This is a genomic window from Psychrobacter sp. D2 (assembly GCF_013608135.1).
In the GTDB taxonomy this organism is placed as follows: domain Bacteria; phylum Pseudomonadota; class Gammaproteobacteria; order Pseudomonadales; family Moraxellaceae; genus Psychrobacter; species Psychrobacter cryohalolentis.
This window is the reverse complement of sequence record NZ_JACDXZ010000004.1, coordinates 1-22,145: the sequence shown is the minus strand read 5'-3', so window position 1 is coordinate 22,145 and position 22,145 is coordinate 1. Positions and strand designations below refer to the sequence as shown.

Genomic DNA, 22,145 nt, shown 5'->3' with positions numbered 1-22,145 from the left:
TTTATTTAAAATGATATGACTAAATAAAATCAATCATCTGTCGTCTGTTTGATTGCTAGATCAAGCCAATAACCTATTTTTTGTGGTGATACCTTCATGCCCTTTGCTTTTAGCTGGTCATGAATAATAGAGTTATTACTGCTAGGGTTGTCATACTGATAAGGTGGGCTATTTCTATCTAGTTGGGCGGTATCAAGTAAAGATAATATTATTTTGGCTGCTAGGTTTTGTGATCTTGTGCTTAACTCTGTATCGTCATTGGCTGGCGTGTCTGCTTGTTGTCTTAACTGCTTTTTAAGGGCGGTTACTTCGCTTTCCAGTTCAATGATGCGCTGTTGTTCAGGCGTTGTTAGATCGTCAAAATATTGCAATGTAATATAGTTTTGCACGTCATCGACTTTAAGTAGGATATTTTCAAGCCTTACCGTGAATGTAATGGGTTCTATGTCATCATCAGTATGGCGCATAGGTCGACTGTAAAAATCTAAGTCATGCCCACCTTGTGGTGTGCTTGCTGTCCATAGTTCCAACTTGTCCACATAACCATCCATTAAATTTATCAGCTTGTTGCTATGTAAATAGCTATCGTATGGCTCTATTGCACCCGTGGCGTGTATTGGTCTGCCATTGTCATCATAATCTACTGGCGCGGATATAAAGCCTTGATAAGGGAATACTGGCGTAAGTTTGCCTTGTCTGCATAGGTCGGCAATCTGTGGCAAGTCAAAAGGTAGTAGGGGGGTAGGTAGGTCTTTTTTGAATACTTCTAGGGCTTGTTTTAAACTGTAGTAATTCATGGTTACGCGCCTTTAATTTACACACCTTTAAAACATAAAAAGGTGCAAGGCGTGCCCGCTTAAGGCGTGTAAAAATAGCGGGTTTTCGGGTAATTAATCCTAGCCTTGCATGGTCATTGTAGCAGCGTTAGCCGCTAATTGGTTAAGCAGTTAATCGTCTATCCATTCTTACAAGGCTTTCACTATAGCCTGTCATCTTTAAAGTGATATTGTCATGCTCTTTAGATTGGCGCTGCATTTCTCTAACGGCACAATCGTAAGGGAATGAGTTTGTTAATGTTTTAAAGTCGATGGGTTCACCATCTTGCATGACTGAATAGAGGGGGGTGTAAGCGTAGCCGTCATACTCTGCACCATCAGGCGGTAAATTGTCCCAAAATGCGCGGTTATCTAATTGCTGGCGTGTTGGTTTGGTGTCTAAAATCATCATGGCTTATGCTCCAGTTATGCGGCTGTGATTGTTTTGGCTTCATCAAGTAAATGGGTCATGCTTTCATGGTCGTTCTTTATGGTGTTTACCGTACTGCTTAAGCTCTCTATCATTAGGCTGATAACACTACTCAACTGCTTGGCGTTATTACTATCCCTAGCCATCTTTGCCACTTCTATAACATGCGTTAAGCGGTCGATTTGGTAGAGTTGGTTAAGGTGCAAGTCCTCTAAATCAAAAGCGTTAATATTGATTGTGCTGTTGTGGTTAATCTAGCTCATTGTGTTTGATCTCCATTGGTGGGTTTTGTTGGGTAGGTTTTAGCCGTGGTTCTGTTTGGCTGCTTTCTTAAAATCGGCATGAATAACATTATCAAACTTGCCAGCCTTGATAGCATCTAAGTAGTTTGCCCATGCTGTCATCATTTCGGCTCGCTGCTCTAATCCTGTCATGCGGTTGTATGCCGTGCCATAAGCGTTAAGCATACGGTGACCTAGTGCCAGTTCGGTTATCAATTCATCATAGCCTAGTCGCTCCATTAGCATAGTTTTTGCGCTACTTCTAAAACCGTGTGGGCTGTGAATATCTTTATAGCCTTGTCCGTTATTCATTAGATCACTGTTCAATACTTTGTTAATTGCTTGCGTATGGTGATAAGGCTCTTTTTTGCGTCTAGGGTTATGAAATACATACTCGCTATCACCTGTAAGTGGCTTCATTTGCTCTAATATGGCGATGGCTTGCGGCGCTAGTGGTATAACAATACTGGCTACCATGTCCGCCCTGTTGCCAGCTTTCTGTGGCTTAAGTTCCCATTGTTTTTTAAACCAGTTAATATCTGCCCACTTCATAGCGCACATATCACCAACTCGAACAAAGGTAAGGGCTAATAGCTGTAATATGCGCTTATTGTGTAGCTGGCTTGCATCGTCTAAGCGGTCAATATCTTTTAGCAGTTCGGCAAATTCTTTAGGGTCTGTCAGTGCTGCATGATGTTTTACTTTATGATTAATCAGTGTTCCTTGTAGATCGCTGGCTGGGTTGTACTCGATAATCATATGAGCTTTAGCAATCTGTAGAATACTTTTTAGTATGGTTTTAACCTGTAAGCCCTTATATGAATATGTTTTTTGTATGCCCTTAACAAACTTAATGACAGTACTAGGGCTAATATCTGTCACTTTCATATGTCCGAGCTGTTGCTGAATAGGCTTTATTGCAATGTTAATGTTTTTGATACTAGACGGTGATAAGTTTTTGCTGTGCTGTATTTCTAACCATTCATTGATGAAGTGAGCTAAGGTGTTTTGACGGTCTGTTATGTCTTTTTGCTTTTCACTTTCTCTATGCTCTATTGGGTCTATGTCTTTGGCTAACAGTTGCATATTGTCGCTGTGATATTGACGGGCATCGGCAAGGCTTAACGCTGGGTATTGTCCTAGCGTCATGTAAGGGCGTTTACCAGTGATGGGATGGGTGTAACGGTGTCTAAAGTCTGTGGTAGCGTCTAGGCTGTCTTTGTGTGGTCTTATGCGTACTTCTAAGCCTCTATAGCCAGCTATAGGATAACTGATAGTCTTGCCAGTTTGGATAGTGTCTTTGATTGCTCGTTTGATTTGGGTATCGGTTGTTAAGTCTATTTTAATTGTCATCTTATCACCTGCAAACTGGTAGCCATTTTGGTAGCCATTTAATTGGCTTTTTCACACTTGTACTAACGTTATCACAAGTGACATATTAGCACTAAAACCATGTTAAATAAAGGATTTGAGGTTATCAGGTTTTATCAGGCTTTATCAAAAAACGCCATCTTCGGATGGTCTTTTTTTTGTGTCTGTTATTTAAGCAGAATATAGATAAATAACAGACACAAAAAAACCAGCTTATCGCTGGCTTTCTCTATTTATGATATTTAGCTTATAACTCTGATAAATTAGAACTGTTTTACAAAGGCAACGCCATAAGCCCAAGGACTGATATCGATTTTGCCAATATCAGTACCATTTAAAGTAGCGTCAGTTTTGATGTCCATATAGCGAGCATCAATACGGAAAGACTCAGTGGCAGCAAATGGGATATCAAGACCGATATGACCAGCAACACCAACGCTATCATCAAGCTTTAATTCAGTACCTACAACATTTGCTTTTTCTTTAAAGAACATCGTGTAGTTTACACCAACACCCACAAACGGTTTTACATTCATAGGTAGGTTATAATCATCGAAGTGATATTGTAGAGAAAGCGTTGGTGGTAAATGCTGAATTCTACCAGTGATCTCATTATTTAAAGCATCAGTTAAGGTAAAGTCATGATGAAATGGAATGGCAGCGAGTAGTTCAACACCAACGTTATTAGCGATAAAGTATTCACCACTGATGGTTGGACGGACATCGCCATCAACATCTACAGCATAATTTGTACCCCCTATAGTGACATCACCATTATCATTTTTAGGATCAACATAATGCGCACCAGCGGCAACTGTCCAAGTACCAGCAGGTACAGCAAAAGCAGTGGTCATAGTAAGTGCAGTAGCAGCGGCTAAAACTAGGGATTGTAGTTTCATCGTTTAATTCCTTAACGTTTAGATAATGGTCGCTAGCTCATGAGGGATGTCATAAGTTAGCAACATATAATGTTAGGCTAGGGATTAACCTGTAACATCTGCTATCTATTATAGTACAAATACCTTACTAATAGTAAGGTATTAAGCGGAATGTTCAGATATTTATGCGTAAATTTACAATGAGAAAGGTTTGGATACATTAAAGTTTATGGCATAACCTATTCCGATTGTAGGTTTTTGCTATTATTGATATACCATTATTTTATAAAGGGATCGGTTATCTATTATGCTTGGCTACTGTAGTAATTCTCCACTGCGCTGTGACAACGCTCTCTCATTGATAGTGTTAGACCAAATAGATTCTTGTTGCCCGATCTGTGGCTTATCCTTGTTACCTGCCCAAAAACGTAGTCATGAGTGGCGCGCTGAAGAGCGGTTATTGCGCATAGCGTTTTTTGTCGTTGCTATCATATTGGTCTTGGTTGTCTACATTTATTATACAAAGTTAGTATAATCAGACTCTCATAACGGCTTTTTTGTTCATCCAAGCTCGGTGTTACACCGCATAGGGACGGCATGCTATTTCAATCTATACGGCGCTTGCGTCTTTTTGTCTATAATATTTTGCAAAACGATGAGCATGATACGCTCTTTAGTCGCTGTGTTGATTATTTCCTTATTTTTTTGATTATGGCAAATGTTACTGCAGTGATTGCAGAGTCTGTTGATACTTGGTACTACCCTTATCAAGAATACTTTACGTGGTTTGAAAATTTTTCTATTGTGATATTTTCTATTGAATATTTGCTTCGCATATGGAGCGTTGCTGAAGCTAAGCCAAGCAATACTACATGGCGACAGCGCTGGGATTGGCTAAGAAGTCCATCTGCATTGATTGATTTGATTGCCATTGTCCCTGCCTTTTTGAACTTCTTTGTCAGTATAGACTTGCGTTTCTTGCGTATTTTACGTCTGTTTCGTATTCTTAAGTTGACTCGTTATTTTGCCTCATTGCGTATTTTGTTGGTGGTTATTAGTAAGGAAAAAGGCTCCTTCCAAGCGGTTATTTTTATCTTAATAATCATGATTGTGACCGCTTCTAGTGGTATCTACTTAGTAGAAAATCATGCACAGCCAGAGGAGTTTGAATCGATACCAAAAGCCATGTGGTGGGCGGTAGTTACTCTAACAACGGTAGGTTATGGTGATGTGACGCCGATTACCAATGCTGGCAAAATATTAGGCGCTATCATTACTATATTGGGCGTTGGTTTAGCAGCGTTACCTGCTGGTATTTTGGCAACTGGCTTGGCAAATGAGCTCAGTCAGCGCCGTGAAGAGCTTGAGCAGGATTTCAGGGGACAACTGATTGATAGTGATTTTGATTTGGTTCAAAATCAGATGATGATTGAAAAAATCCGCCGCGAGCTTGGCTTAGATAAAGAGCAAGCGCAGGATATTGTGCTGCAAGTGCTGCGTGAGCAAGAGCTTGAGCGCCGTGAAAGAGACGTGCAGCAAAAGAATTTTTGTCCACATTGCGGTGAGCGCTTATAGTAAAGGACTATAGTCAGGGAAAAGTAATATTGATACATCAAGTACTGCTGATATTAATTTTTCTTGCTTACTGTGCCTACGCAGACAGAGGCTGCAAAAAATTTATACCAGCAGCACTGTAGTGTTTTTAAGATATTTTAACTATGCCAGTTATCACAGGCTTTCTTCTGTATCGAATCGCCTATATAGAATTAAAAATGGTCAATGGCTTTGTATAGCGATTGACCATTTTTAATTAAGCGCGGCACATCCTTTTAGCTATAGATGGCTTGCGGGATCGGTAGGGCACGAGCCAATTCATGCGCCACTTGTTGCGCCGCTATTGCCAAATCTGTTGCAGGGAGTGGCAGGTTCTGTAACGTTAGATGCCAGTCATCTACTTCTCGGCGTAAATGGGCAACCCACAGCGTCACGCAATCACGTGGCAGCTGCTTTAAATTGACCTCAAAAGAGCGGTTACCTTCATCATCGCTGAGATGAATCTCGCCTTTTTTAACTCTGGTAAAAGGTTGTCCGTAATAGGAGTTGGCAATCAAAGCAATATGCGTAATATGAGCAGGGATTTCATCCAGATATAGTCTGATTTGCTCTTGATCAAGCGGTGCAAGATACATCGCTTGGTCGCCGCGGTCTTTACCATTCAAACTATCGCCTTGATGGCATATCGATTCGGCTTTGTCGCGCAGCTGCTTAAACCAAACCATATCGCTGATGGTGCAGTTGTCATCATATAACACGCAAGCCAAATCAAGATCCATGGAATTTGCATTTTTATTAAAACGCTTCTTTAATTTTTTAAATAAGCCTGTCTGCTCAACCTTGGTAAATTCATAATTGAGACCAAAAAACAAAGTTCCTGCGTCCAAACCCAACCCTCTTAAGCTGTCTGAAAGTAGTGGCGATGGGGTAGTGGTCGACATAGTAATCCTTTTTATACTTGGTTTTTTTATGAATGAGTTAGGTAGATGTATAAGCTATAAAAGTGCTTGTAAGGATGGCGTAAAAAATTAGATATCTTCCACTATTTTATCTAATACTGCTTGATAAAGTAGCTCTGGTTTGGCGTTTAGCAGCCCATTACCAAAACCTCTTAACCACCAAACCAGCTGAGAAGTTAGATTCACCGTTGCTTGTATGGTCAAGGTTTCATCGTTATTGATGATCACAATTTGATCATCACTGAGCTTACTTTCTGTTAAGCTTTTGCCTGCTTGTTTGGTAAATTGTAGCTCAATCGCTGTATATTTGCCATGATTGGGCAGTTGGCGGAATAAAGGATGACTAAAGCCCATACCACCTGCGTCCAGATAGTTATCTAACTGAAAATTATCAGGCGTTTTTGCTGCGCTCTCTAATATCTCAACACTGGCAAATCGATGTAGGGCAAAGGTGCGAATGATAGTTTCGCTATCATCAGTGCGGGTCGCGAGCAGATAAATAACCACCCCGCGTTGGATAATGGCAATAGGGTTTAAGGTATATTCGCTGGCTTGGGATTTGTTGCTACGGGTATAGCTGGCTTTGATTTGTAATTGATAAAATAAAGCATGATAAATATTATCTTTACTGTCCAAATCAATGTGCGGCGCAATCAAAGGCTGGGTCGCAGGCTCAATACGAACCCTATCAATCCATGAATGGGTTACTTTGCTGTTTTTAAGTTGGCGCCGTGCCAAATCAAACCAAGGAAATAACTCATCTAAAATAACGGGCGGTAGCAGCTGGCTTAGATTGGCTTCCACCATATTAAAGGCAACCGCTTGTGATAGATTCATATGCGGCAAGCTTTGTAGCGGCGCATCGTCTTCCCAGCGCCAACCTTGTGGATTGGCGTTATTTTTTTCGATAGGAAAACGTTTGGCAAGGGCGTTTAAGTCGCGCTGTACTGTGCGCAAACTGATGTCAAAACCTGCCAGTATCAGCTGCTCATAGACATGAGTGGTGCCGACCCAACGATTACGTTGTAATTGCGACAACACTTGCCACTGCCGCGCTGTTGTCGCAGCGCCATGACGACTATCGGCTGTATCATCAGCGGCTTTATTGTCTGAAAATGCAACAGCGTTTGCTTGCTCATCAGTAGCCTGTTGAGTGTCGCGATTATCGTTGTCAGTATGAGCAATGTCGGTATGAGATACAGTCATGAAAAGATAACCTTTGTAATGTCACGATTATAAAGTCAGCGGGTTATTCACATTAATATGAGCATGAAAGGACATCAGCAGATGGTTATTATATAGCATTGCAGAGAGCACCCTAATATCTAGCGTGCTTCATCTATAATAACTTCTTCTATGATGGTGTCATTGTCCCCTTTAATAAGCTGTTCTTTAATAGCCTTTTCTTTGTTAGAGACTTTATTCTTATCTTCTTTTTTTTGGCGTTTGGCTTGGCGCTTTTTTTTGGCTTTCTTTTTTGATTTTTTATCGTCAATATCATCATCTGTGTTTTGGTTTTCATCCCATAGCATCAAACGACTTAAGACTTTACCAAACAACGTCTCTTTGCGGTAGCGACTTTTCTTATTCACTGTATCGACAGGTAATCCCGTCATTAATGTGAGCGCTTCACTGAGCGTGTGCACCCCATATATATGAAAGCTACCAGCTTTTACAGCAGTAATGATATCGTCGCGCAGCATAAGCTGTTTGACGTTTGCCATAGGAATGACCACGCCTTGCTGTCCAGTCAATTCTTGCTCGCGGCACGCATCAAAGAAACCTGCAATCTTGGAATTGATGCCGCCGACGGCTTGTACTTCCCCAAGCTGATTCATAGAACCTGTAATCGCAAGAGATTGATTGATCGGTACGTTTGCTAAGGCAGATAATAGCGCACAGCCCTCACTGACAGTCGCGCTATCACCATCAATATGTGCATAGCTTTGCTCAAAAGCCAGTGAGGCGCTAAAATTTAGTGCATGGTGCTGACTAAATAACGCTCGTAAGTAGCTGGTCATAATCAGCATACCTTTGGCGTGCAAGCTACCGCCCAAATCAACATCACGCTCGATATCTAGGATTTCACCTGTACCGATATTTGGCTGAATGACCGCTGTGAGACGGGCAGGCATGCCAAACTCACTATCGGCATAGCTTACCACTGTTAAGGCGTTGACTTGCCCAACTGCCTCTCCTTGAGTTTGAATAAGCTGCTGACCGTTTTTGAGCTCATCCCAATAGAGGTCGCGCAAATATCCTGAGCGCTCATCCATATCTTCAATAGCTTGTACCACATGTTTGGCACTGACGATATCCTGTCCGCCCAAACGCGCATGGCGATTGGATTCATGCAACAGCTTAATAAGCAAATCACTGTGCAGACTTAGACGGTCTTGATCCTCTGCTTGCAGACTTAAATGCTCAAGTAGAGCAGCTTGTGCCCTTCTATCAAATGGATAAAGATTGGCGTAATCAATGATGTCTGCCATCTTTCCGACCAACGCGAGCTCGTGCTCATGAGTACGAACCACATCATCGTGGAAGTCAGCACGTACCTTAAATACCGCATCAAACTCCGGCTCAAGCTCCAGTAATTCGTAATACAAATCAGCTTCACCCAATAAAATAACCTTTATATCAAGATCAATGGGCGCAGGCGATAAGGATAAGCTACCTGTTAAGGTCAGCATTTGTTCAAGACTTGAGAGTTTAATTTTACGAGACTGTAATGCACGCTTAAGACCTTGCCACGCATAAGGATGCTCAAGCAGATGACTGGCTTCAAGCAGTAAGTAACCTCCATTAGCACGATGTAAAGCGCCGGCACGAATCATGCTGACATCGGTCGTAACCGTACCTAATTGAGTGATCTGCTCTACATGACCTAATAAATTTAAGTGAGTAGGCAAGTCTTCAAAGATAACGGGCGCACCACTATCAGGCTCATGACTGCTAATAACATTGACCGCATATCTACTAGGCGTCGTGGCGAGCAATGCCGTTACAAACTCTTCATCATCTCCATTAACGATACGCTCGACATGAGTAACCATATCGGCAAAGACTACTTTTAAATACTCAACGACCAGTGGTTGAGCACTGAACTGCTCATAAATAGGGGTAAATAACGGCTGTAGTGCTCGCTTGGCAATATTGCGATGTAGCGACTCGATGGCATCATTGGCTTCATCTTCTAATTGCTCTAAAGCAATCGTCAGCTGACTCAGACGTTTTTGCATATGATTTTTTTGAGCGAAATTATTTAGCTCAGTTTCATATTCGCTGCTATATGAACTATCATTAGCCTTAACATTGCTCTCATCGGTGCTAGCGGTCGCCGCTTCCTTATTGTCATTGATAAGGGTATTGTTTTTATGACTATTAGAGAGTTTGTTTTCTTTATCATCCATATCGCTCGTTTCTGTTGCAAGCTGGCTTGGATGAACAAAAACGGCTTTATTATCAAACGGCCGAAACGTTAACGCTAGATCATACTGCTTGCCCTCAGCATTGAGCACATCATAGGCATGACTTTCCTTTTGATGTGTGTCATTTTTGATGGCTTCTATCTTGCTTTGATACTGATCGCTGCGAAAGCGTTGACTCAGCCGTTTTTTGGCTTGTTGCCACAAAGTATTGACTTGGTGTTGCAAGACAGCAGCCTGACCAGCAGGTAAGCGTAGTGCCAGTGGCGTCCGTGGGTCAGTGAAGTTGTGTACATATACCCAATCATCCGGCGTCGGTGCATCGGCTGCGATAAGACTGAGCAAGCGACTAATCACAGTGCGTTTACCCAAACCATTCTCGCCAGCCGCAAACACATGATAACCACTAGCATGAATATCGAGTGCCGTATGCAATGCCTTAAGCGCCCGCTGTTGTCCAAAACCAATATCTAAATCTGGTGCGCTACGAGTATCGGCTGGCAGCAGACTGGGTTTACTATAGCGCTTAAGCTGGTTTGTCGCGACGAGGCAGCGCTGACTGACTTCTATGAATATAGGGTGAGGTGTAATAGGCGCATCAGTAGCGTTAGGGTTATTTTCTTTTTCTACCGACTTACGGACCGTTTTTTTACGTTTTAAGCTTTTATCCAATTTTTTCTTATCTAAGGAATTTTTATCCAATGATTCCTTATTGGCTGAGGGCTCTTCATGGGGATGCTTGTTACTTGAGTCACTAATAGGCATCATAGCCTCTGCGGTATTATCGCTAATGTCTTGTTGGTCTTTATTCAGGGGTATGTTTGTCTGTTCTGTCATAGGAATAGGGTCAGTCGCTTAAAAGTATTAAATGATGATTGATTTTGGTTTTTTTGATGTGGCAATGAATACATTAGCATTTATAGTAATAGAACATCTTACAAGATATCGCTGTTTTTTGAAGCAATCATTGAGCGCAATTTTGTATCATGGGCAATTATGTCTTAGCGAATAAAAGTTTACTAATAGTAATTATAAAACAATAATAGTAGAACAGTTAAAGAAGAATAACAGCTCAATATAGGCGTAGATAGTATAAGATGACGCACATTGGCGCAATCTGCAACTATTCAATAAGCAGCCTGCATGATAAAATAGACGGTTCACATGTCAAAAACGGATAAACCCTTGTATGTCAGACTCCACTAAAGCTTCTTTATCCTCTGCTAACATGGGTAATATCCATATTGATCCGACAGGCTTTGTAAAGCTTGGCGCACAATTACCGACATTGGCGAATATCTTAGCGCAAGCAATAGACGAGTTAGGTCTAACATTGAATGCCCAGCAGCAGCGCAGCTTATTATTGTATTTAGACCAGCTTTTATTATGGAATAAAGCGTATAATCTGACCGCGATTACTGATCCGGTAGAAGCACTTATCAAACATGTCATCGATTGTTTGGCTATTATAACCCATTTACCCTCGGGGTCGCTGCTCGATATTGGTACGGGTGCCGGTTTGCCGGCAGTGATTATTGCTATTTGTCAGCCTGAGCGCTCATGTACAGCGCTTGATAGCAATCAGAAAAAAATCCGCTTTATTAAGCAAGTGAGCAGTGAGCTTGGTTTGAGTAATATGCAGCCTATCGCATCGCGCATTGAAGCGCACGAGGCAAGCTATGATGTGATTACTTCTCGAGCATTTGCCAGTTTGATAGATTTTGTTGCAGTTGCCGAGCCGCGATTGGCAGATAATGGCTATCTATGTGCGATGAAAGGCAAAGCGCCAAGTGAAGAAGAGTTAGACGCTTTAAATAACGATTGGCAGTTTAAGACCATTAAGTTAAACGTGCCACGTTTACATGATAGTCGTCATTTAATTGAATTGTCTTATAAAAATGTCTAAGCTATGAGCACAGCATTTACCATGAAACTATCTTTTTTATGGTAGATGCTGTGCTCATGTTTATGTTTTTAGCGAAAGCGCGTGTTAATAAAATTAGTAACAGATCCTAATTAAATTGAGTGAGTGTATGGAAATCATAGCGATTGCGAATCAAAAAGGCGGCGTGGGTAAGACCACAACGGCGGTAAATTTGACCGCCAGCTTGGCTGCCAAACGCAAGCACGTACTGCTCATTGACTTAGACCCACAGGGTAATGCGACCAGTGGTACGGGTGTCGATAAGAATGAGTTGGCACTGACGATAGCAGATGTGCTCCTTGATGGGGTGGCTTTATCTGACGCTATTGTTAACAGTCCGGCAGGATTTGATGTCATCGGTGCCAATCGTGATTTGGCGGGTATGGACATCACTTTGATGAGCAAAACCAACAGCCATGAGTTATTTAAAACAGCAATGGCAGAGTTGATTGATGCGCAAAAAGCGGCACAAAAACCTGCCTATGATTATGTGATTATAGACTGCGCGCCCAGTTTAAACTTATTAACGATTAATGCGTTGGTGGCGACTGATAGCGTTATTATTCCGATGCAATGCGAATATTATGCGCTAGAAGGCTTGGCGGATTTGTCTCAAACGATAGAGCGTTTAACAGAGTTGAACCCTAAGTTATATATTCGCGGTGTGGTCAGAACATTATTTGATGCACGCAATACGCTCGCCCGTGATGTGTCTGCTGAGCTGGAAGCGCACTTTGGTGAGATTATGTATCAAACCATTATTCCAAGAAATATCCGTTTGGCTGAAGCGCCTGCGCATGGTCTACCGGTCATTGCTTATGAGAGATGGTCAAAGGGCGCACGTGCTTATCAGAAATTGGCCGCTGAAGTCATGAAACAAAGTCGATAGTTATGTGGTTATAAGAGAAAATGATCAATTATAAAAAATAATGGATCACTGGAGTAATCAGCCAGATAACAAAATTGTGCACATCGTATTTATTATTGAATTTAAAACATTTGGCTTTTATTTTAGCGTTAGAGGATAGGTAATCATGGCGAAGAAAAGAGGGTTGGCTGCCAATCGAGGTTTAGACGCCTTATTAGGGTCAATCAAAAAAGAAAAGCAAATCACCGCCTCTGCCTTGCAAGACGATATAGCCGTGCGTGAGCAGGCTTTACCAGCTGATCCAATAGAGACAAAAGCGACGGTCAAAACTGCCGCTAATGCAAAATCTACTGCCGCTTCTGAGTCAAAAGATGCCAATCAACGTAAAGCTCGTACACCGCGTACAGTAAGTAAAAATACTGCCAATGGCAATCGTGTAAACGTGAGTGAAAGTAACGGATCTGAAGACCAAATCAGTTTGGTGCAAATCGATGTTACCCGTTTGCAGGCTGGTAAGTATCAACCGCGTCGTGACATGAGTGAAACGGCACTGGCAGAATTGGCATCTTCTATCGAACAGCATGGTGTCATGCAGCCTATTGTTATTCGTCCATTACTCGCCACAGAAGATAAAAGCGAAGCTTTTGTTACGCACGAGATCATCGCCGGTGAACGCCGCTGGCGTGCGGCGAAAATGGCAGGCAAGTCAGTCATTCCAGCGATTGAGCGTGCTTTGTCAGATGAGCTGGCGATTGCCCTCGCATTAATTGAAAATATCCAGCGTGAAGATCTATCCGTGATTGAGCAAGCAGCAGCATTACAGCGTTTTCATACTGAATTTGGTATGAGTCACGCTATGATTGCTGAAGTCGTGGGTAAAGCACGTACTACCGTATCAAACCTTCTGCGCTTAAACCAGTTGCACGACACGGTCAAAGATCACCTAGCTACTAGCGCCTTAGATATGGGTCATGCGCGTACGCTTTTAGCGTTATCATCTGAGCAGCAGCCTATCATTGCTCAAAAAATCATCGATGGTGGTATGACCGTACGCGAAGCTGAAAAGCTTGTTAAATCTATTTTGCAGCCAGCGCCAAAAGCCAGTCGCACCGAACAAGTACAGTCTCGTGATGTTGAGCGTTTGACGCAGCGACTAACAGATATGCTCGGCGCTGAAGTGAAACTTAAGCATAAAAAAGACGGGCAGGGTAGTATTGAGATATTCTTCCACAGTCAAGATCAATTAGCCGCTTTAATTAAGCATATGGAAGCACAGGCTTAAAATATTGCGTGTGTATTTAATCTAATGCTTATTTAAATAGTCTTGATGACCGCTATTTTTATCAAAATATGGAAGAGAGTTGATATGTGGGAGTTGGTAAAAGCGGGTGGTTGGCTGATGACACCTATTGTATTGTGCTCTATTTTAGCATTGGTGATTATTATTGAGCGTAGCCATACCTTACAGTTTAACAAGGTTGCCCCAAATAGATTGCGTGAGCAGCTGATTACTCGCCTTCGTGAAAATGGTGACATTGGTCGTACGCAGCTGATGAATGTCAAAGAAAAGACTGCGCTAGGTGATATCCTAGCAACGGGTTTGCTCTATCGTCAATACGGCTTAGAGTCGATGACGATGCATATGCAAAATCGTGCCAGCGTACAAGTCCATCAATTAGAAAAAAACATCAATATGCTTGGTACTATCGGAGCGATTGCCCCTTTACTAGGCCTGTTGGGTACAGTACTGGGTATTATCTCATCGTTCTTAGCGATTACTGATGGTGCGATGCAAGACCCAACGATGCTTGCTGCAGGGGTGTCGCAAGCTCTGATTACGACTGCGGCTGGCATGATAGTTGCCATCCCAGCGTTGGTAGCCTATCGCTATTTTCAGCGCCGTATCATCGATATCAATGCGCAATTTGAAACCCAAGCAGGATTGATGGTTCAAGAGTTGTACGATTATCAATTGTTAGAAAATACCCATATTCCTAATACATCTAAGCAAGTTACTCATGCTGCAGTAGATGCTAGCATAAGAGATCAGCACTCAATTGACGGATTTGGTTTAGATAAAACGGCAACGGCTACTCTATAGTTGTATTTTTAGCAGCGCCATAATGGCATTGTGAAAACGCTATATTGGTCAGATTAGTATCGAATATCACGACTATTGAAGAGAGTGACATGCGCTTTAGAAAACCAACCGTTGAGCCGCTTGAAATTAATCTGACCCCGATGATTGATTGTTTATTATTTTTAATCGTGTTTTTGCTACTAGCAACCTCGTTCAATCACTTTAGCCGTTTAAATATTATTTTGCCTGAAGCGGAAGGTGTGGCACTGACCGACGATAAAAACAGTATTGAGGTAGCTGTACAAGAAGATGGCAGCTACTTGGTCAATGGTATTACCCTTGCCAGCAGCAATGAAGCAGAACTCACCAGTATGTTGCAGCAAGAGGCAGGCAGTAATCGTGATATGCTATTTGTGATTGCCGCTGATGCCAATGCCACACATCAATCAGTAGTGCGAGTGATGGATATCGCTGGCAAATTGGGCTTTTTAAATATAAACATTAGTACCGTTGTACCACTTGGTCAAGCGTTACCGCAATAAATCTGAATAAGCTTGGCTTATAGCGTGTTCTCAGTATTAAGCACCATCACTCTTTTTTATGGCTATATACATCATTGTAAGTTACTGCTTTATCAATGCCATTCACTCTCGTTCTTATACCTATATTGAGGCTTTTATGAGCCAAGCTTACCAACCTGACTCTACAAAAACTTCTGCTAAAACACCAGTAGTACCAACAGTGGCGACGTTAAATCCGCCTAAACGCAAGACGCTCATGCGTTTACTGGCTTATTTAAAACCATACTGGTGGGCAATATTACTTACCATTATCGGTTTTGCTATTAATGCCGCCACCGAGATTTGGATTGCCAAACTCCTGCAATATATCACCGATGCTATCAATCAGAACGATCAAAGTAAGCAGGATTTATTTCCGTTTATTATTGTGATGTTGTTCTTTGTGCGTGGTGTGGGTAGCTTTTTGGGTAATTACTATACGGCGTTGGTGTCACGAAATTTGGTCTATGAGCTGCGCGTAGAGGTGTTTAATAAGTTACTGCTTTTGCCAAGCTCATTCTATTTGGCCAATCCGGCAGGGACGATTTCGTCTAAGCTTATTTTTGATGTTGAGCAGGTGACCGCTGCCAGTACCGACTCAATGAAAACGTTATTACGTGACGGTCTGACCGTGATGGCCTTGATGGGCTTTTTGCTTTATAGCAACTGGCGTTTGACACTGATTTTATTCGTTGTGCTGCCACCGATTTTATGGCTTATCCGTGTAGCGTCAAAGCGTTATTTGAAGCTTTCCAAAGGTATTCAAGAAACGATGGGTGGTGTCAGTCATATCACCAATGAAGTCATCAATGGTTATCAAGTGGTCAAAAATTATGGTGGACAAGCATATGAGTCCAAGCGCTTCGATGTGACATCTAAGAAAAACCTACGCCAAGGCATGAAGGTTGTTGTGACCAATAGTATCAATACCCCAGCAGTACAGTTATTGATGGCGATGGCAATGGCAGTGGTAGTTTGGCTGGCATTACGTCCTGCGGTGATAGATGATATCTCAGCAGGTCAGTTTATCTCTTATATCGCAGCAGCAGGTCTCTTAAGTAAGCCAGTACGCTCATTGACGGATGTCAATCAACAGTTACAGAGAGGGCTGGCGGCTGGTGAATCGATATTTGCTTTATTAGATGAGCCGGAAGAAGCAGATACTGGTGTGCTTAGCCCTACCTTGGCAGGTGAGATTAAACTCGATAATGTCGGCTTGGTTTATCCAGACTCAACCGTGGCACTACACGACTTTAATTTGGATATACGTGCAGGCGAGACAGTAGCGCTCGTTGGACGTAGTGGCGCGGGTAAATCATCTTTAGTCAATTTGCTCACACGTACGTTAACTACTTCTTCAGGGCAGATTACGCTAGACGGTATGCACATTGAAGACATTAAGCTTGAAAGCTTACGTGCCCAGATTGCGATGGTCAATCAGCAAGTGGTACTGTTTAATACCACTGTGTTTAATAATATTGCTTATGGCAGTTTGGCTCATAAAACTCCATCTGAAGTTGAGCAAGCAGCAAAAGATGCCTTTGCTCATGATTTCATTATGCAAATGCCAAATGGCTATCAAAGTGAAATCGGTGCTGAAGGTTTACAACTCTCTGGCGGTCAGCGTCAGCGCCTATCGATTGCACGTGCTCTGCTAAAAGATGCGCCAATTTTGATATTGGATGAAGCTACTAGTGCTTTAGATAATGAGTCAGAATATTATATACAAAAAGCACTCGATAATATTATGAAGAATCGCACGACATTGGTTATTGCACACCGATTGACTACAATTGAGTCCGCCGACCGTATTGCTGTACTAGATGGTGGTCAGATTGTTGAGCTTGGCACCCATGCTGAGCTGATGCAATTGCATGGTCATTATGCACAGATGTATGCGCGTGATTTTGAATAATTATGAATATTGAAACGATAATAACGCGTGCATGGCAACGTGAAGCGGCTTGGCTTTGGCTACTGTTGCCAGTGAGTTGGCTGTATGCACTGTTGATGGTACTACGCCGCCAAGCTTATAAAGTAGGTGTTTTTTCCAGTTACCGTGCGCCTATTCCAGTCATGGTCATCGGTAATATCACAGTGGGTGGTAGCGGAAAGACACCATTAATTATTGCTTTGGTTCGACATTTGCAGCAGCAAGGCATTAAAGTAGGGGTTATCAGTCGCGGTTATGGCGGTGATAGTAGCCAAATGCCAGCATTGGTTAATACAGAGAGCGTCCCTAATGTCGTCGGTGATGAGCCATGTCTCATCGTTAATACGACAGGGACATCCATGGCCGTATCTCCTAACCGTCAGCAAGCGATTGCTATTTTGCTAGAGGCTTATCCAGATCTACAGCTGATTATAGCTGATGATGGTTTGCAGCACTATGCGCTGCAACGTGATATTGAATGGGTTGTGGTAGATGCGGCGCGAGGGTTTGGGAATAAACAGTTGCTACCGACAGGATTTTTACGCGAACCCATTTCACGATTAAAGGATGCAAATGTCATTTATCATCACAAGCCAGACGCATCATCGATATACAATAAATCTGATCATAATACCCTTCTAACTGAGCATTTAACGATGCATTTACAACCAGATGATTTAGAACTGTTGTGGTCATCTAATAATCAGATGGATAATTTAGCCGTAGTAGCCATGGCACCTGAGAAAGGCAGTCAGGTACATGCGGTGAGCGGCATTGGGTATCCTCAGCGTTTTTTTGATACTTTAAATGCGCTTGGTTTTGAAGTTATTCCGCATCCTTATCCTGATCATTATGACTTTAGTCTGGATGAACTGTTGCAGTATACTGACCATCCTATTATTGTCACCAGTAAAGATGCCGTGAAAATAAGAACTTCGATAATGCAAGCAATTATTAATCAAGCGCTGAGTGATGAGTATAAAGAGCTGGTCAGCAGATTATGGGTATTGCCAGTGACCGCAGTATTGTCAGACAGTTGTTACGAGAGTTTACAACAGCAATTGCAAACCTTGGACATCGATATAAGCATGAGAAAGCAATAATATAGCGTTTATCATATAAAGATTTAAAAGGTTTTATAGGAACAGATTATGTCATCAGCCCTTATGCCCGTCAAAACTCATATCGTCATTCCTGCACGTTTAAAAAGTACACGTTTACCTAACAAGCCATTATTAACCATTCATGGCAAGCCCATGATAATTTGGGTAGCTGAAAAGGCACGATTGGCGGATTTTGCCGATGATATGTGTATTGCAACCGATGATGAATCGATTGCAAAAATTTGTCTAGATGCAGGGTTTGATGTGGTGATGACAAGCAGTGAACATGCTTCAGGCACGGACCGTTTGGCTGAAGTAGCTGCCATCAAAGGCTGGGCTGCCCATGATATAGTGGTTAATATGCAAGGTGACGAACCACTAGTACCGCCATTATTGTTAGAGCAAGTTAAAACATTATTGGTACAAGATGCAAAGAGCGTCATGGCAACTTTGTGTGAGCCAATTGAAGACTTTGATACTTTTATGCGCCCATCCGTCGTTAAAGTGGTCAGTCAGACGTCCAATGGTCAACAACGAGCGCTTTATTTTAGTCGCGCGCCGATTCCTTGTAATCGTGATGTAGTATTAACCAGTGAGAATAGTAAACAGCCGCCAAAAAATGCCTATCGTCATCTAGGCTTATATGCTTATCGTGTCAGTTTGCTACAGCAATTTGTTCACTGGTCACAAACGCCGCTTGAAATACTAGAAAGCTTAGAGCAATTACGTGTGTTGGAAAATGGTGGACATATCGCCATTGCTAAAGCTGCCTGCTCATTACCTGCAGGTGTCGATACGCAAGAAGATTTGGATCGTTTAAATGCCATGAGTTTGACAGATTTCCAAGATTATTAATGTAGAATAGCCTAAGCAATAAAAATACAGTTTCTATTAAAATAGTTTTAATTAAATTTTATAGCATTATTTTTATTCCAAATTACTCTTAGAAATTATGCTCTAACACAGATTTTTAATTGAAAGATATTAAGTGAGTGCCATGAGTGAGCTGACAAATATGACAGATGATATGTATTTTGCGCCACTATTGCCATGGCAACACGAACTTTGGTCGCAGCTGACAATGCGGGTACTAGCGCCGCAGCAATCTCTACCTCATGCGCTGTTAGCAGCTGGTATGCAAGGCATGGGCAAGCGCGCTTTTGTATGGCGATTGGTGGCATGGTTATTATGCCGCGCGCGTGATGAGCATCCACTCGGCGCTTGCGGTCATTGTGAGAGCTGTCAATGGCTTAGATCAGGTACGCATCCAAGCTTACAAGTGCTACCGCTAGTCAGCCTGCCAGTCAATGCTGATAGCAGCGCTCAAAAAGAAGCGTTAGCTAATAGTACAAAAGATAAAAAATCTGCTAAGACAGCGAGTAACGCGTCATTAAAAATAAAGGTGGATGATATTCGTGCCTTGCAGCCTTTTATTTATCAAGGCGGGCAGGGAATGCGTATTTGCGTATTAGATCATGCTGAGAAAATGACCATTGCCGCCGCCAATGCGCTACTTAAAACCTTGGAAGAACCCCAAGCCCAAGTCCATTTATTTCTGATTAGTGATGCCCCTGCACAGTTGCTCCCAACGATTAAAAGCCGTGTTCAGCAATTGGCATTACAGACGATTGACCCTGCTGTCGCAGTGGATTATGTGACTAAAGCATTGGGCAGCAATATTCATCGTGAAGCGGTTGGTACAGATGCCATTGAGCAGCTTATCCAGTTAGCAAATGGTGCGCCTTTAGCAGCTGTGGCACTGGCTCAAGCGCCATGGTATAGCAAGCGCGCACTATGGCTGACAACATGGCAGGCATTACGTAGCGGTAAGCGCAGTAGCGTGGCGGCAAGTGACTATTGGCAAACCCAGCTTGGTATTGTCGAATTTATCCAGCTGTCTGAACTCATGATAATCGATATCCGCCGTGTTGGTTTGGGCTTTGAAGCGCAGCAAAAAGACATTAATTTTTTAATCAATTTAAATGATTGTCAACCTATTGATAGTAGGTTAGAGGTGTTTGCGCATAGCTTACAACAGACAAAAATTGCGCTGCAACAAAACGTGCAAGAAAAATTCGCCTATGATAAGCTGATGCAAGATTTGGCTTGCTTGTAATAGACAACAAGGCTTAAAGATACTCTCGCATATCAGTGTATGCCACTAAACTTATTATCAGTATTTATACTCTAATACTATACAAGATAACCCTGTGTGAAAAAATACTGTAAACCTCATGGATAAAGGGAGCTGACTATGGCAATGCCAGGACGTGGTGGGATTTTAACCTGTCATATTGAAAACATAGATATGCTATATGCAAGCTATCTGTCCTTTGTTACCAATGGGGCATTGTTCGTGCCGTCTGATCGAGCGCAAAAACTGGGTGACGAAGTTTTTATTGCTGTTACTTTGCCCAATTCTAGCGAGCGTTTGCCTATGAATGGCAAGGTAGTTTGGATTAATTCTAAAGCTCAAAGTGGTCGACCAGTAGGTTTTGCAGTCCAAATGGGCACGGACATTACGGGATTAAGAATAAAGAACGAAGTTGAGCGTCTATTGGCAGGTAAGATCGACAGTTTGCAGGCTACTTATACTATGTAGTTTTAATATTTATCAGCAATTATAATAACTTGTCTCGTCCTAAAATATATTGATAGTTTTTGCTAAGCCAGATACCCTGAATATCTGGCTTTTTTGTATTAAGCAGGAGATAAATAACCGTCATGTACCTCAGCAGGTGTTCTCATATTTAAACTTAAATGCGGTCTGATATGGTTATAGACATAAACAGACTCATCGATCAGCTGTTTAAGCTCACTCATCGTATTGCACTCATACAACAAGAACTCATTCTTTAAAATCCCATTAACGCGCTCAGCCAATGCATTTTGATAACAATCATAGCCATCGGTCATAGACGGTGTGATGTTATTTGCTCTAAGCACCTCTTGATACTCTGATGCACAGTACTGTAGACCTCTATCAGAGTGATGAATCGCTTTATGAGTATAACGCCGCCTTTGAGCTGCCATCTTAAGCGCTTTTACAACCTCAGTCGCTGGCATACTCTCACTTAAATGATATCCCATAATCTGTCTTGAATACCCATCCGTCACTAAAGATAGGTAGTGCGTCCCTTGTTTGGATGTGACATAAGTAATATCAGCCACCAAGGTTTGTTCAGGCTTGATAGGCGCAGGGGCATCTTTCGTTAGATTGGGATGCTTTTTCATCCAGTGCTTACTAAAGGTCGTCTTTGTATAGCTACGTTTGGGCTTAACCAACAAGCGGTGTGCTCTTAGATAATCAAAGAAGCCATCACGGCCAATCTTTATGCCATGAGCCATCAGCTTAGGCTTAATGAGCCAATATAACTTCCGACCTCCTATGCGAGGCATGAGCATTCGATACGCTTGCACCCAGTCTTTGATGACAGTAAACTTGCTTGCTTTGTCATGCTGCCGAATACGATGTTGATATACCGCTTGCGGACTAACACTAAGCAAACGACATCCTTGAGCTAAACTTATTTGTTTGTCTGTTTTGAGTTTCCAAAGGATGCCGTAGAAGACTTTTTTCTAGCATTTTCTCCATAGTCATTTTCAAATACTTCGACTACTTTACTTAAAATAAGGTTATGTGCTTTAGCATCAGCCAGTTCACGCTCTAAACGTTTGATGGTTTGGGCAGGGGTTTCTTTATGCGGCATAGTCTGGCTCTTAAGGGGATGGATCCAGTCTAATTTACCATGCTTTCGCAGCCACACCAAAACGGTACTGCGTCCTTGTATGCCATAAATTGCTTGCGCTTGTTTATAGGTCATGTCGCCTTTTTCTATACTGTCAACGACGGCTAATTTAAAGCCTAAGGTGTAATCTTTTTGAGTGCGCTTAACCTTTACAGTGTCTAACTTGTCCATGAATAAGCTCCTTTTTCGTAAACTTATTTCAGGACGGGACA

20 protein-coding genes are annotated in these 22,145 nt (G+C 42.1%); 11 read left to right on the top strand and 9 right to left on the bottom strand.

Annotated elements, in window-relative coordinates; translation table 11 throughout:
• Positions 1–29 precede the first annotated feature (29 nt).
• The 5 genes from H0262_RS06695 to H0262_RS06675 all read right to left on the bottom strand — a co-directional run bounded on the left by H0262_RS06695 (position 30) and on the right by H0262_RS06675 (position 3,796).
• Positions 30–797 (bottom strand): hypothetical protein, encoded by a 768-nt coding sequence (locus tag H0262_RS06695; protein WP_181210176.1) that lies wholly within the window; start codon positions 795–797, stop codon positions 30–32.
• Positions 798–939: 142 nt separating this feature from the next.
• Entirely contained in the window at positions 940–1,227 is a 288-nt protein-coding gene (locus tag H0262_RS06690) for a hypothetical protein (RefSeq protein WP_181210175.1), read from the bottom strand.
• Between the two features lie 14 nt (positions 1,228–1,241).
• Positions 1,242–1,391 (bottom strand): hypothetical protein, encoded by a 150-nt coding sequence (locus H0262_RS06685; protein WP_181210174.1) that lies wholly within the window; start codon positions 1,389–1,391, stop codon positions 1,242–1,244.
• 156 nt (positions 1,392–1,547) lie between these two features.
• Positions 1,548–2,879, bottom strand: a complete 1,332-nt coding sequence (locus tag H0262_RS06680) for a tyrosine-type recombinase/integrase (protein ID WP_181210173.1) — start codon at positions 2,877–2,879, stop codon at positions 1,548–1,550.
• 281 nt (positions 2,880–3,160) lie between these two features.
• Positions 3,161–3,796: an OmpW family protein gene (locus H0262_RS06675; protein WP_181210172.1), complete on the bottom strand. Its 636-nt coding sequence runs from the start codon at positions 3,794–3,796 to the stop codon at positions 3,161–3,163.
• Between the two features lie 576 nt (positions 3,797–4,372).
• Between H0262_RS06675 and H0262_RS06670 the strand changes: the two genes are divergently transcribed.
• Positions 4,373–5,350, top strand: coding sequence for an ion transporter (locus tag H0262_RS06670; protein WP_020443260.1), 978 nt, complete (start codon positions 4,373–4,375; stop codon positions 5,348–5,350).
• A gap of 254 nt (positions 5,351–5,604) precedes the next feature.
• On the opposite strand, the gene H0262_RS06665 is transcribed toward H0262_RS06670, so the two are convergent.
• From H0262_RS06665 to H0262_RS06655, 3 genes are all read right to left on the bottom strand, one after another.
• On the bottom strand, positions 5,605–6,270 hold the full coding sequence (locus H0262_RS06665) for a TerD family protein (RefSeq protein ID WP_181210171.1): 666 nt from the start codon (positions 6,268–6,270) through the stop codon (positions 5,605–5,607).
• 87 nt (positions 6,271–6,357) lie between these two features.
• On the bottom strand, positions 6,358–7,494 hold the full coding sequence (locus H0262_RS06660; RefSeq protein WP_181210170.1) for a YafY family protein: 1,137 nt from the start codon (positions 7,492–7,494) through the stop codon (positions 6,358–6,360).
• Between the two features lie 119 nt (positions 7,495–7,613).
• Positions 7,614–10,553: an ATP-binding protein gene (locus H0262_RS06655; protein WP_181210169.1), complete on the bottom strand. Its 2,940-nt coding sequence runs from the start codon at positions 10,551–10,553 to the stop codon at positions 7,614–7,616.
• Between the two features lie 352 nt (positions 10,554–10,905).
• On the opposite strand from H0262_RS06655, the gene rsmG reads away from it, so the two are divergent.
• From rsmG to H0262_RS06605, 10 genes are all read left to right on the top strand, one after another.
• Entirely contained in the window at positions 10,906–11,622 is a 717-nt protein-coding gene (rsmG, locus tag H0262_RS06650) for a 16S rRNA (guanine(527)-N(7))-methyltransferase RsmG (protein WP_181210168.1), read from the top strand.
• A 127-nt stretch (positions 11,623–11,749) separates the two neighbouring features.
• A complete protein-coding gene (locus H0262_RS06645; protein ID WP_181210167.1) occupies positions 11,750–12,529 on the top strand; it encodes a ParA family protein in 780 nt (259 codons plus the stop codon).
• A gap of 145 nt (positions 12,530–12,674) precedes the next feature.
• The gene (locus H0262_RS06640) at positions 12,675–13,790 is read left to right on the top strand and encodes a ParB/RepB/Spo0J family partition protein (RefSeq protein ID WP_181210166.1); all 1,116 of its coding nucleotides are present in this window, start codon (positions 12,675–12,677) and stop codon (positions 13,788–13,790) included.
• A gap of 84 nt (positions 13,791–13,874) precedes the next feature.
• Positions 13,875–14,609, top strand: coding sequence for a MotA/TolQ/ExbB proton channel family protein (locus tag H0262_RS06635; RefSeq protein ID WP_020443267.1), 735 nt, complete (start codon positions 13,875–13,877; stop codon positions 14,607–14,609).
• 89 nt (positions 14,610–14,698) lie between these two features.
• On the top strand, positions 14,699–15,130 hold the full coding sequence (locus tag H0262_RS06630) for a biopolymer transporter ExbD (RefSeq protein WP_020443268.1): 432 nt from the start codon (positions 14,699–14,701) through the stop codon (positions 15,128–15,130).
• Between the two features lie 136 nt (positions 15,131–15,266).
• Positions 15,267–17,063 (top strand): lipid A export permease/ATP-binding protein MsbA, encoded by a 1,797-nt coding sequence (msbA, locus tag H0262_RS06625; RefSeq protein ID WP_181210165.1) that lies wholly within the window; start codon positions 15,267–15,269, stop codon positions 17,061–17,063.
• A 2-nt stretch (positions 17,064–17,065) separates the two neighbouring features.
• A complete protein-coding gene (gene lpxK / locus H0262_RS06620) occupies positions 17,066–18,184 on the top strand; it encodes a tetraacyldisaccharide 4'-kinase (protein ID WP_181210164.1) in 1,119 nt (372 codons plus the stop codon).
• Between the two features lie 48 nt (positions 18,185–18,232).
• Complete coding sequence (gene kdsB, locus H0262_RS06615) at positions 18,233–19,039, top strand: 3-deoxy-manno-octulosonate cytidylyltransferase (RefSeq protein ID WP_181210163.1); 807 nt, start codon at positions 18,233–18,235, stop codon at positions 19,037–19,039.
• A 142-nt stretch (positions 19,040–19,181) separates the two neighbouring features.
• A complete protein-coding gene (locus H0262_RS06610) occupies positions 19,182–20,300 on the top strand; it encodes a DNA polymerase III subunit delta' (protein ID WP_041772513.1) in 1,119 nt (372 codons plus the stop codon).
• Positions 20,301–20,438: 138 nt separating this feature from the next.
• Positions 20,439–20,786, top strand: coding sequence for a PilZ domain-containing protein (locus H0262_RS06605; protein WP_011513403.1), 348 nt, complete (start codon positions 20,439–20,441; stop codon positions 20,784–20,786).
• Between the two features lie 98 nt (positions 20,787–20,884).
• Here H0262_RS06605 and H0262_RS06600 read toward each other — a convergent pair.
• Positions 20,885–22,104 (bottom strand): IS3 family transposase gene (locus tag H0262_RS06600; protein ID WP_181209883.1). Its coding sequence is split into 2 segments (ribosomal slippage): positions 20,885–21,765 and positions 21,765–22,104, totalling 1,221 coding nucleotides; the frame shifts between segments, so codons are not numbered across the junction.
• Positions 22,105–22,145: the final 41 nt, after the last annotated feature.

Excerpts from the sequence above, each read along its gene's own strand:
- H0262_RS06680 (WP_181210173.1), bottom strand. The coding sequence starts at position 2,879 with ATGACAATTAAAATAGACTTAACAACCGATACCCAAATCAAACGAGCA.
- H0262_RS06645 (WP_181210167.1), top strand. The coding sequence starts at position 11,750 with ATGGAAATCATAGCGATTGCGAATCAAAAAGGCGGCGTGGGTAAGACC.
- H0262_RS06695 (WP_181210176.1), bottom strand. The coding sequence starts at position 797 with ATGAATTACTACAGTTTAAAACAAGCCCTAGAAGTATTCAAAAAAGAC.
- kdsB (WP_181210163.1), top strand. The coding sequence starts at position 18,233 with ATGTCATCAGCCCTTATGCCCGTCAAAACTCATATCGTCATTCCTGCA.
- lpxK (WP_181210164.1), top strand. The coding sequence starts at position 17,066 with ATGAATATTGAAACGATAATAACGCGTGCATGGCAACGTGAAGCGGCT.
- H0262_RS06690 (WP_181210175.1), bottom strand. The coding sequence starts at position 1,227 with ATGATGATTTTAGACACCAAACCAACACGCCAGCAATTAGATAACCGC.
- H0262_RS06660 (WP_181210170.1), bottom strand. The coding sequence starts at position 7,494 with ATGACTGTATCTCATACCGACATTGCTCATACTGACAACGATAATCGC.
- H0262_RS06665 (WP_181210171.1), bottom strand. The coding sequence starts at position 6,270 with ATGTCGACCACTACCCCATCGCCACTACTTTCAGACAGCTTAAGAGGG.
- H0262_RS06655 (WP_181210169.1), bottom strand. The coding sequence starts at position 10,553 with ATGACAGAACAGACAAACATACCCCTGAATAAAGACCAACAAGACATT.
- msbA (WP_181210165.1), top strand. The coding sequence starts at position 15,267 with ATGAGCCAAGCTTACCAACCTGACTCTACAAAAACTTCTGCTAAAACA.
- H0262_RS06635 (WP_020443267.1), top strand. The coding sequence starts at position 13,875 with ATGTGGGAGTTGGTAAAAGCGGGTGGTTGGCTGATGACACCTATTGTA.
- rsmG (WP_181210168.1), top strand. The coding sequence starts at position 10,906 with ATGTCAGACTCCACTAAAGCTTCTTTATCCTCTGCTAACATGGGTAAT.
- H0262_RS06670 (WP_020443260.1), top strand. The coding sequence starts at position 4,373 with ATGCTATTTCAATCTATACGGCGCTTGCGTCTTTTTGTCTATAATATT.
- H0262_RS06675 (WP_181210172.1), bottom strand. The coding sequence starts at position 3,796 with ATGAAACTACAATCCCTAGTTTTAGCCGCTGCTACTGCACTTACTATG.
- H0262_RS06630 (WP_020443268.1), top strand. The coding sequence starts at position 14,699 with ATGCGCTTTAGAAAACCAACCGTTGAGCCGCTTGAAATTAATCTGACC.
- H0262_RS06605 (WP_011513403.1), top strand. The coding sequence starts at position 20,439 with ATGGCAATGCCAGGACGTGGTGGGATTTTAACCTGTCATATTGAAAAC.
- H0262_RS06685 (WP_181210174.1), bottom strand. The coding sequence starts at position 1,391 with ATGGCTAGGGATAGTAATAACGCCAAGCAGTTGAGTAGTGTTATCAGC.
- H0262_RS06640 (WP_181210166.1), top strand. The coding sequence starts at position 12,675 with ATGGCGAAGAAAAGAGGGTTGGCTGCCAATCGAGGTTTAGACGCCTTA.
- H0262_RS06610 (WP_041772513.1), top strand. The coding sequence starts at position 19,182 with ATGAGTGAGCTGACAAATATGACAGATGATATGTATTTTGCGCCACTA.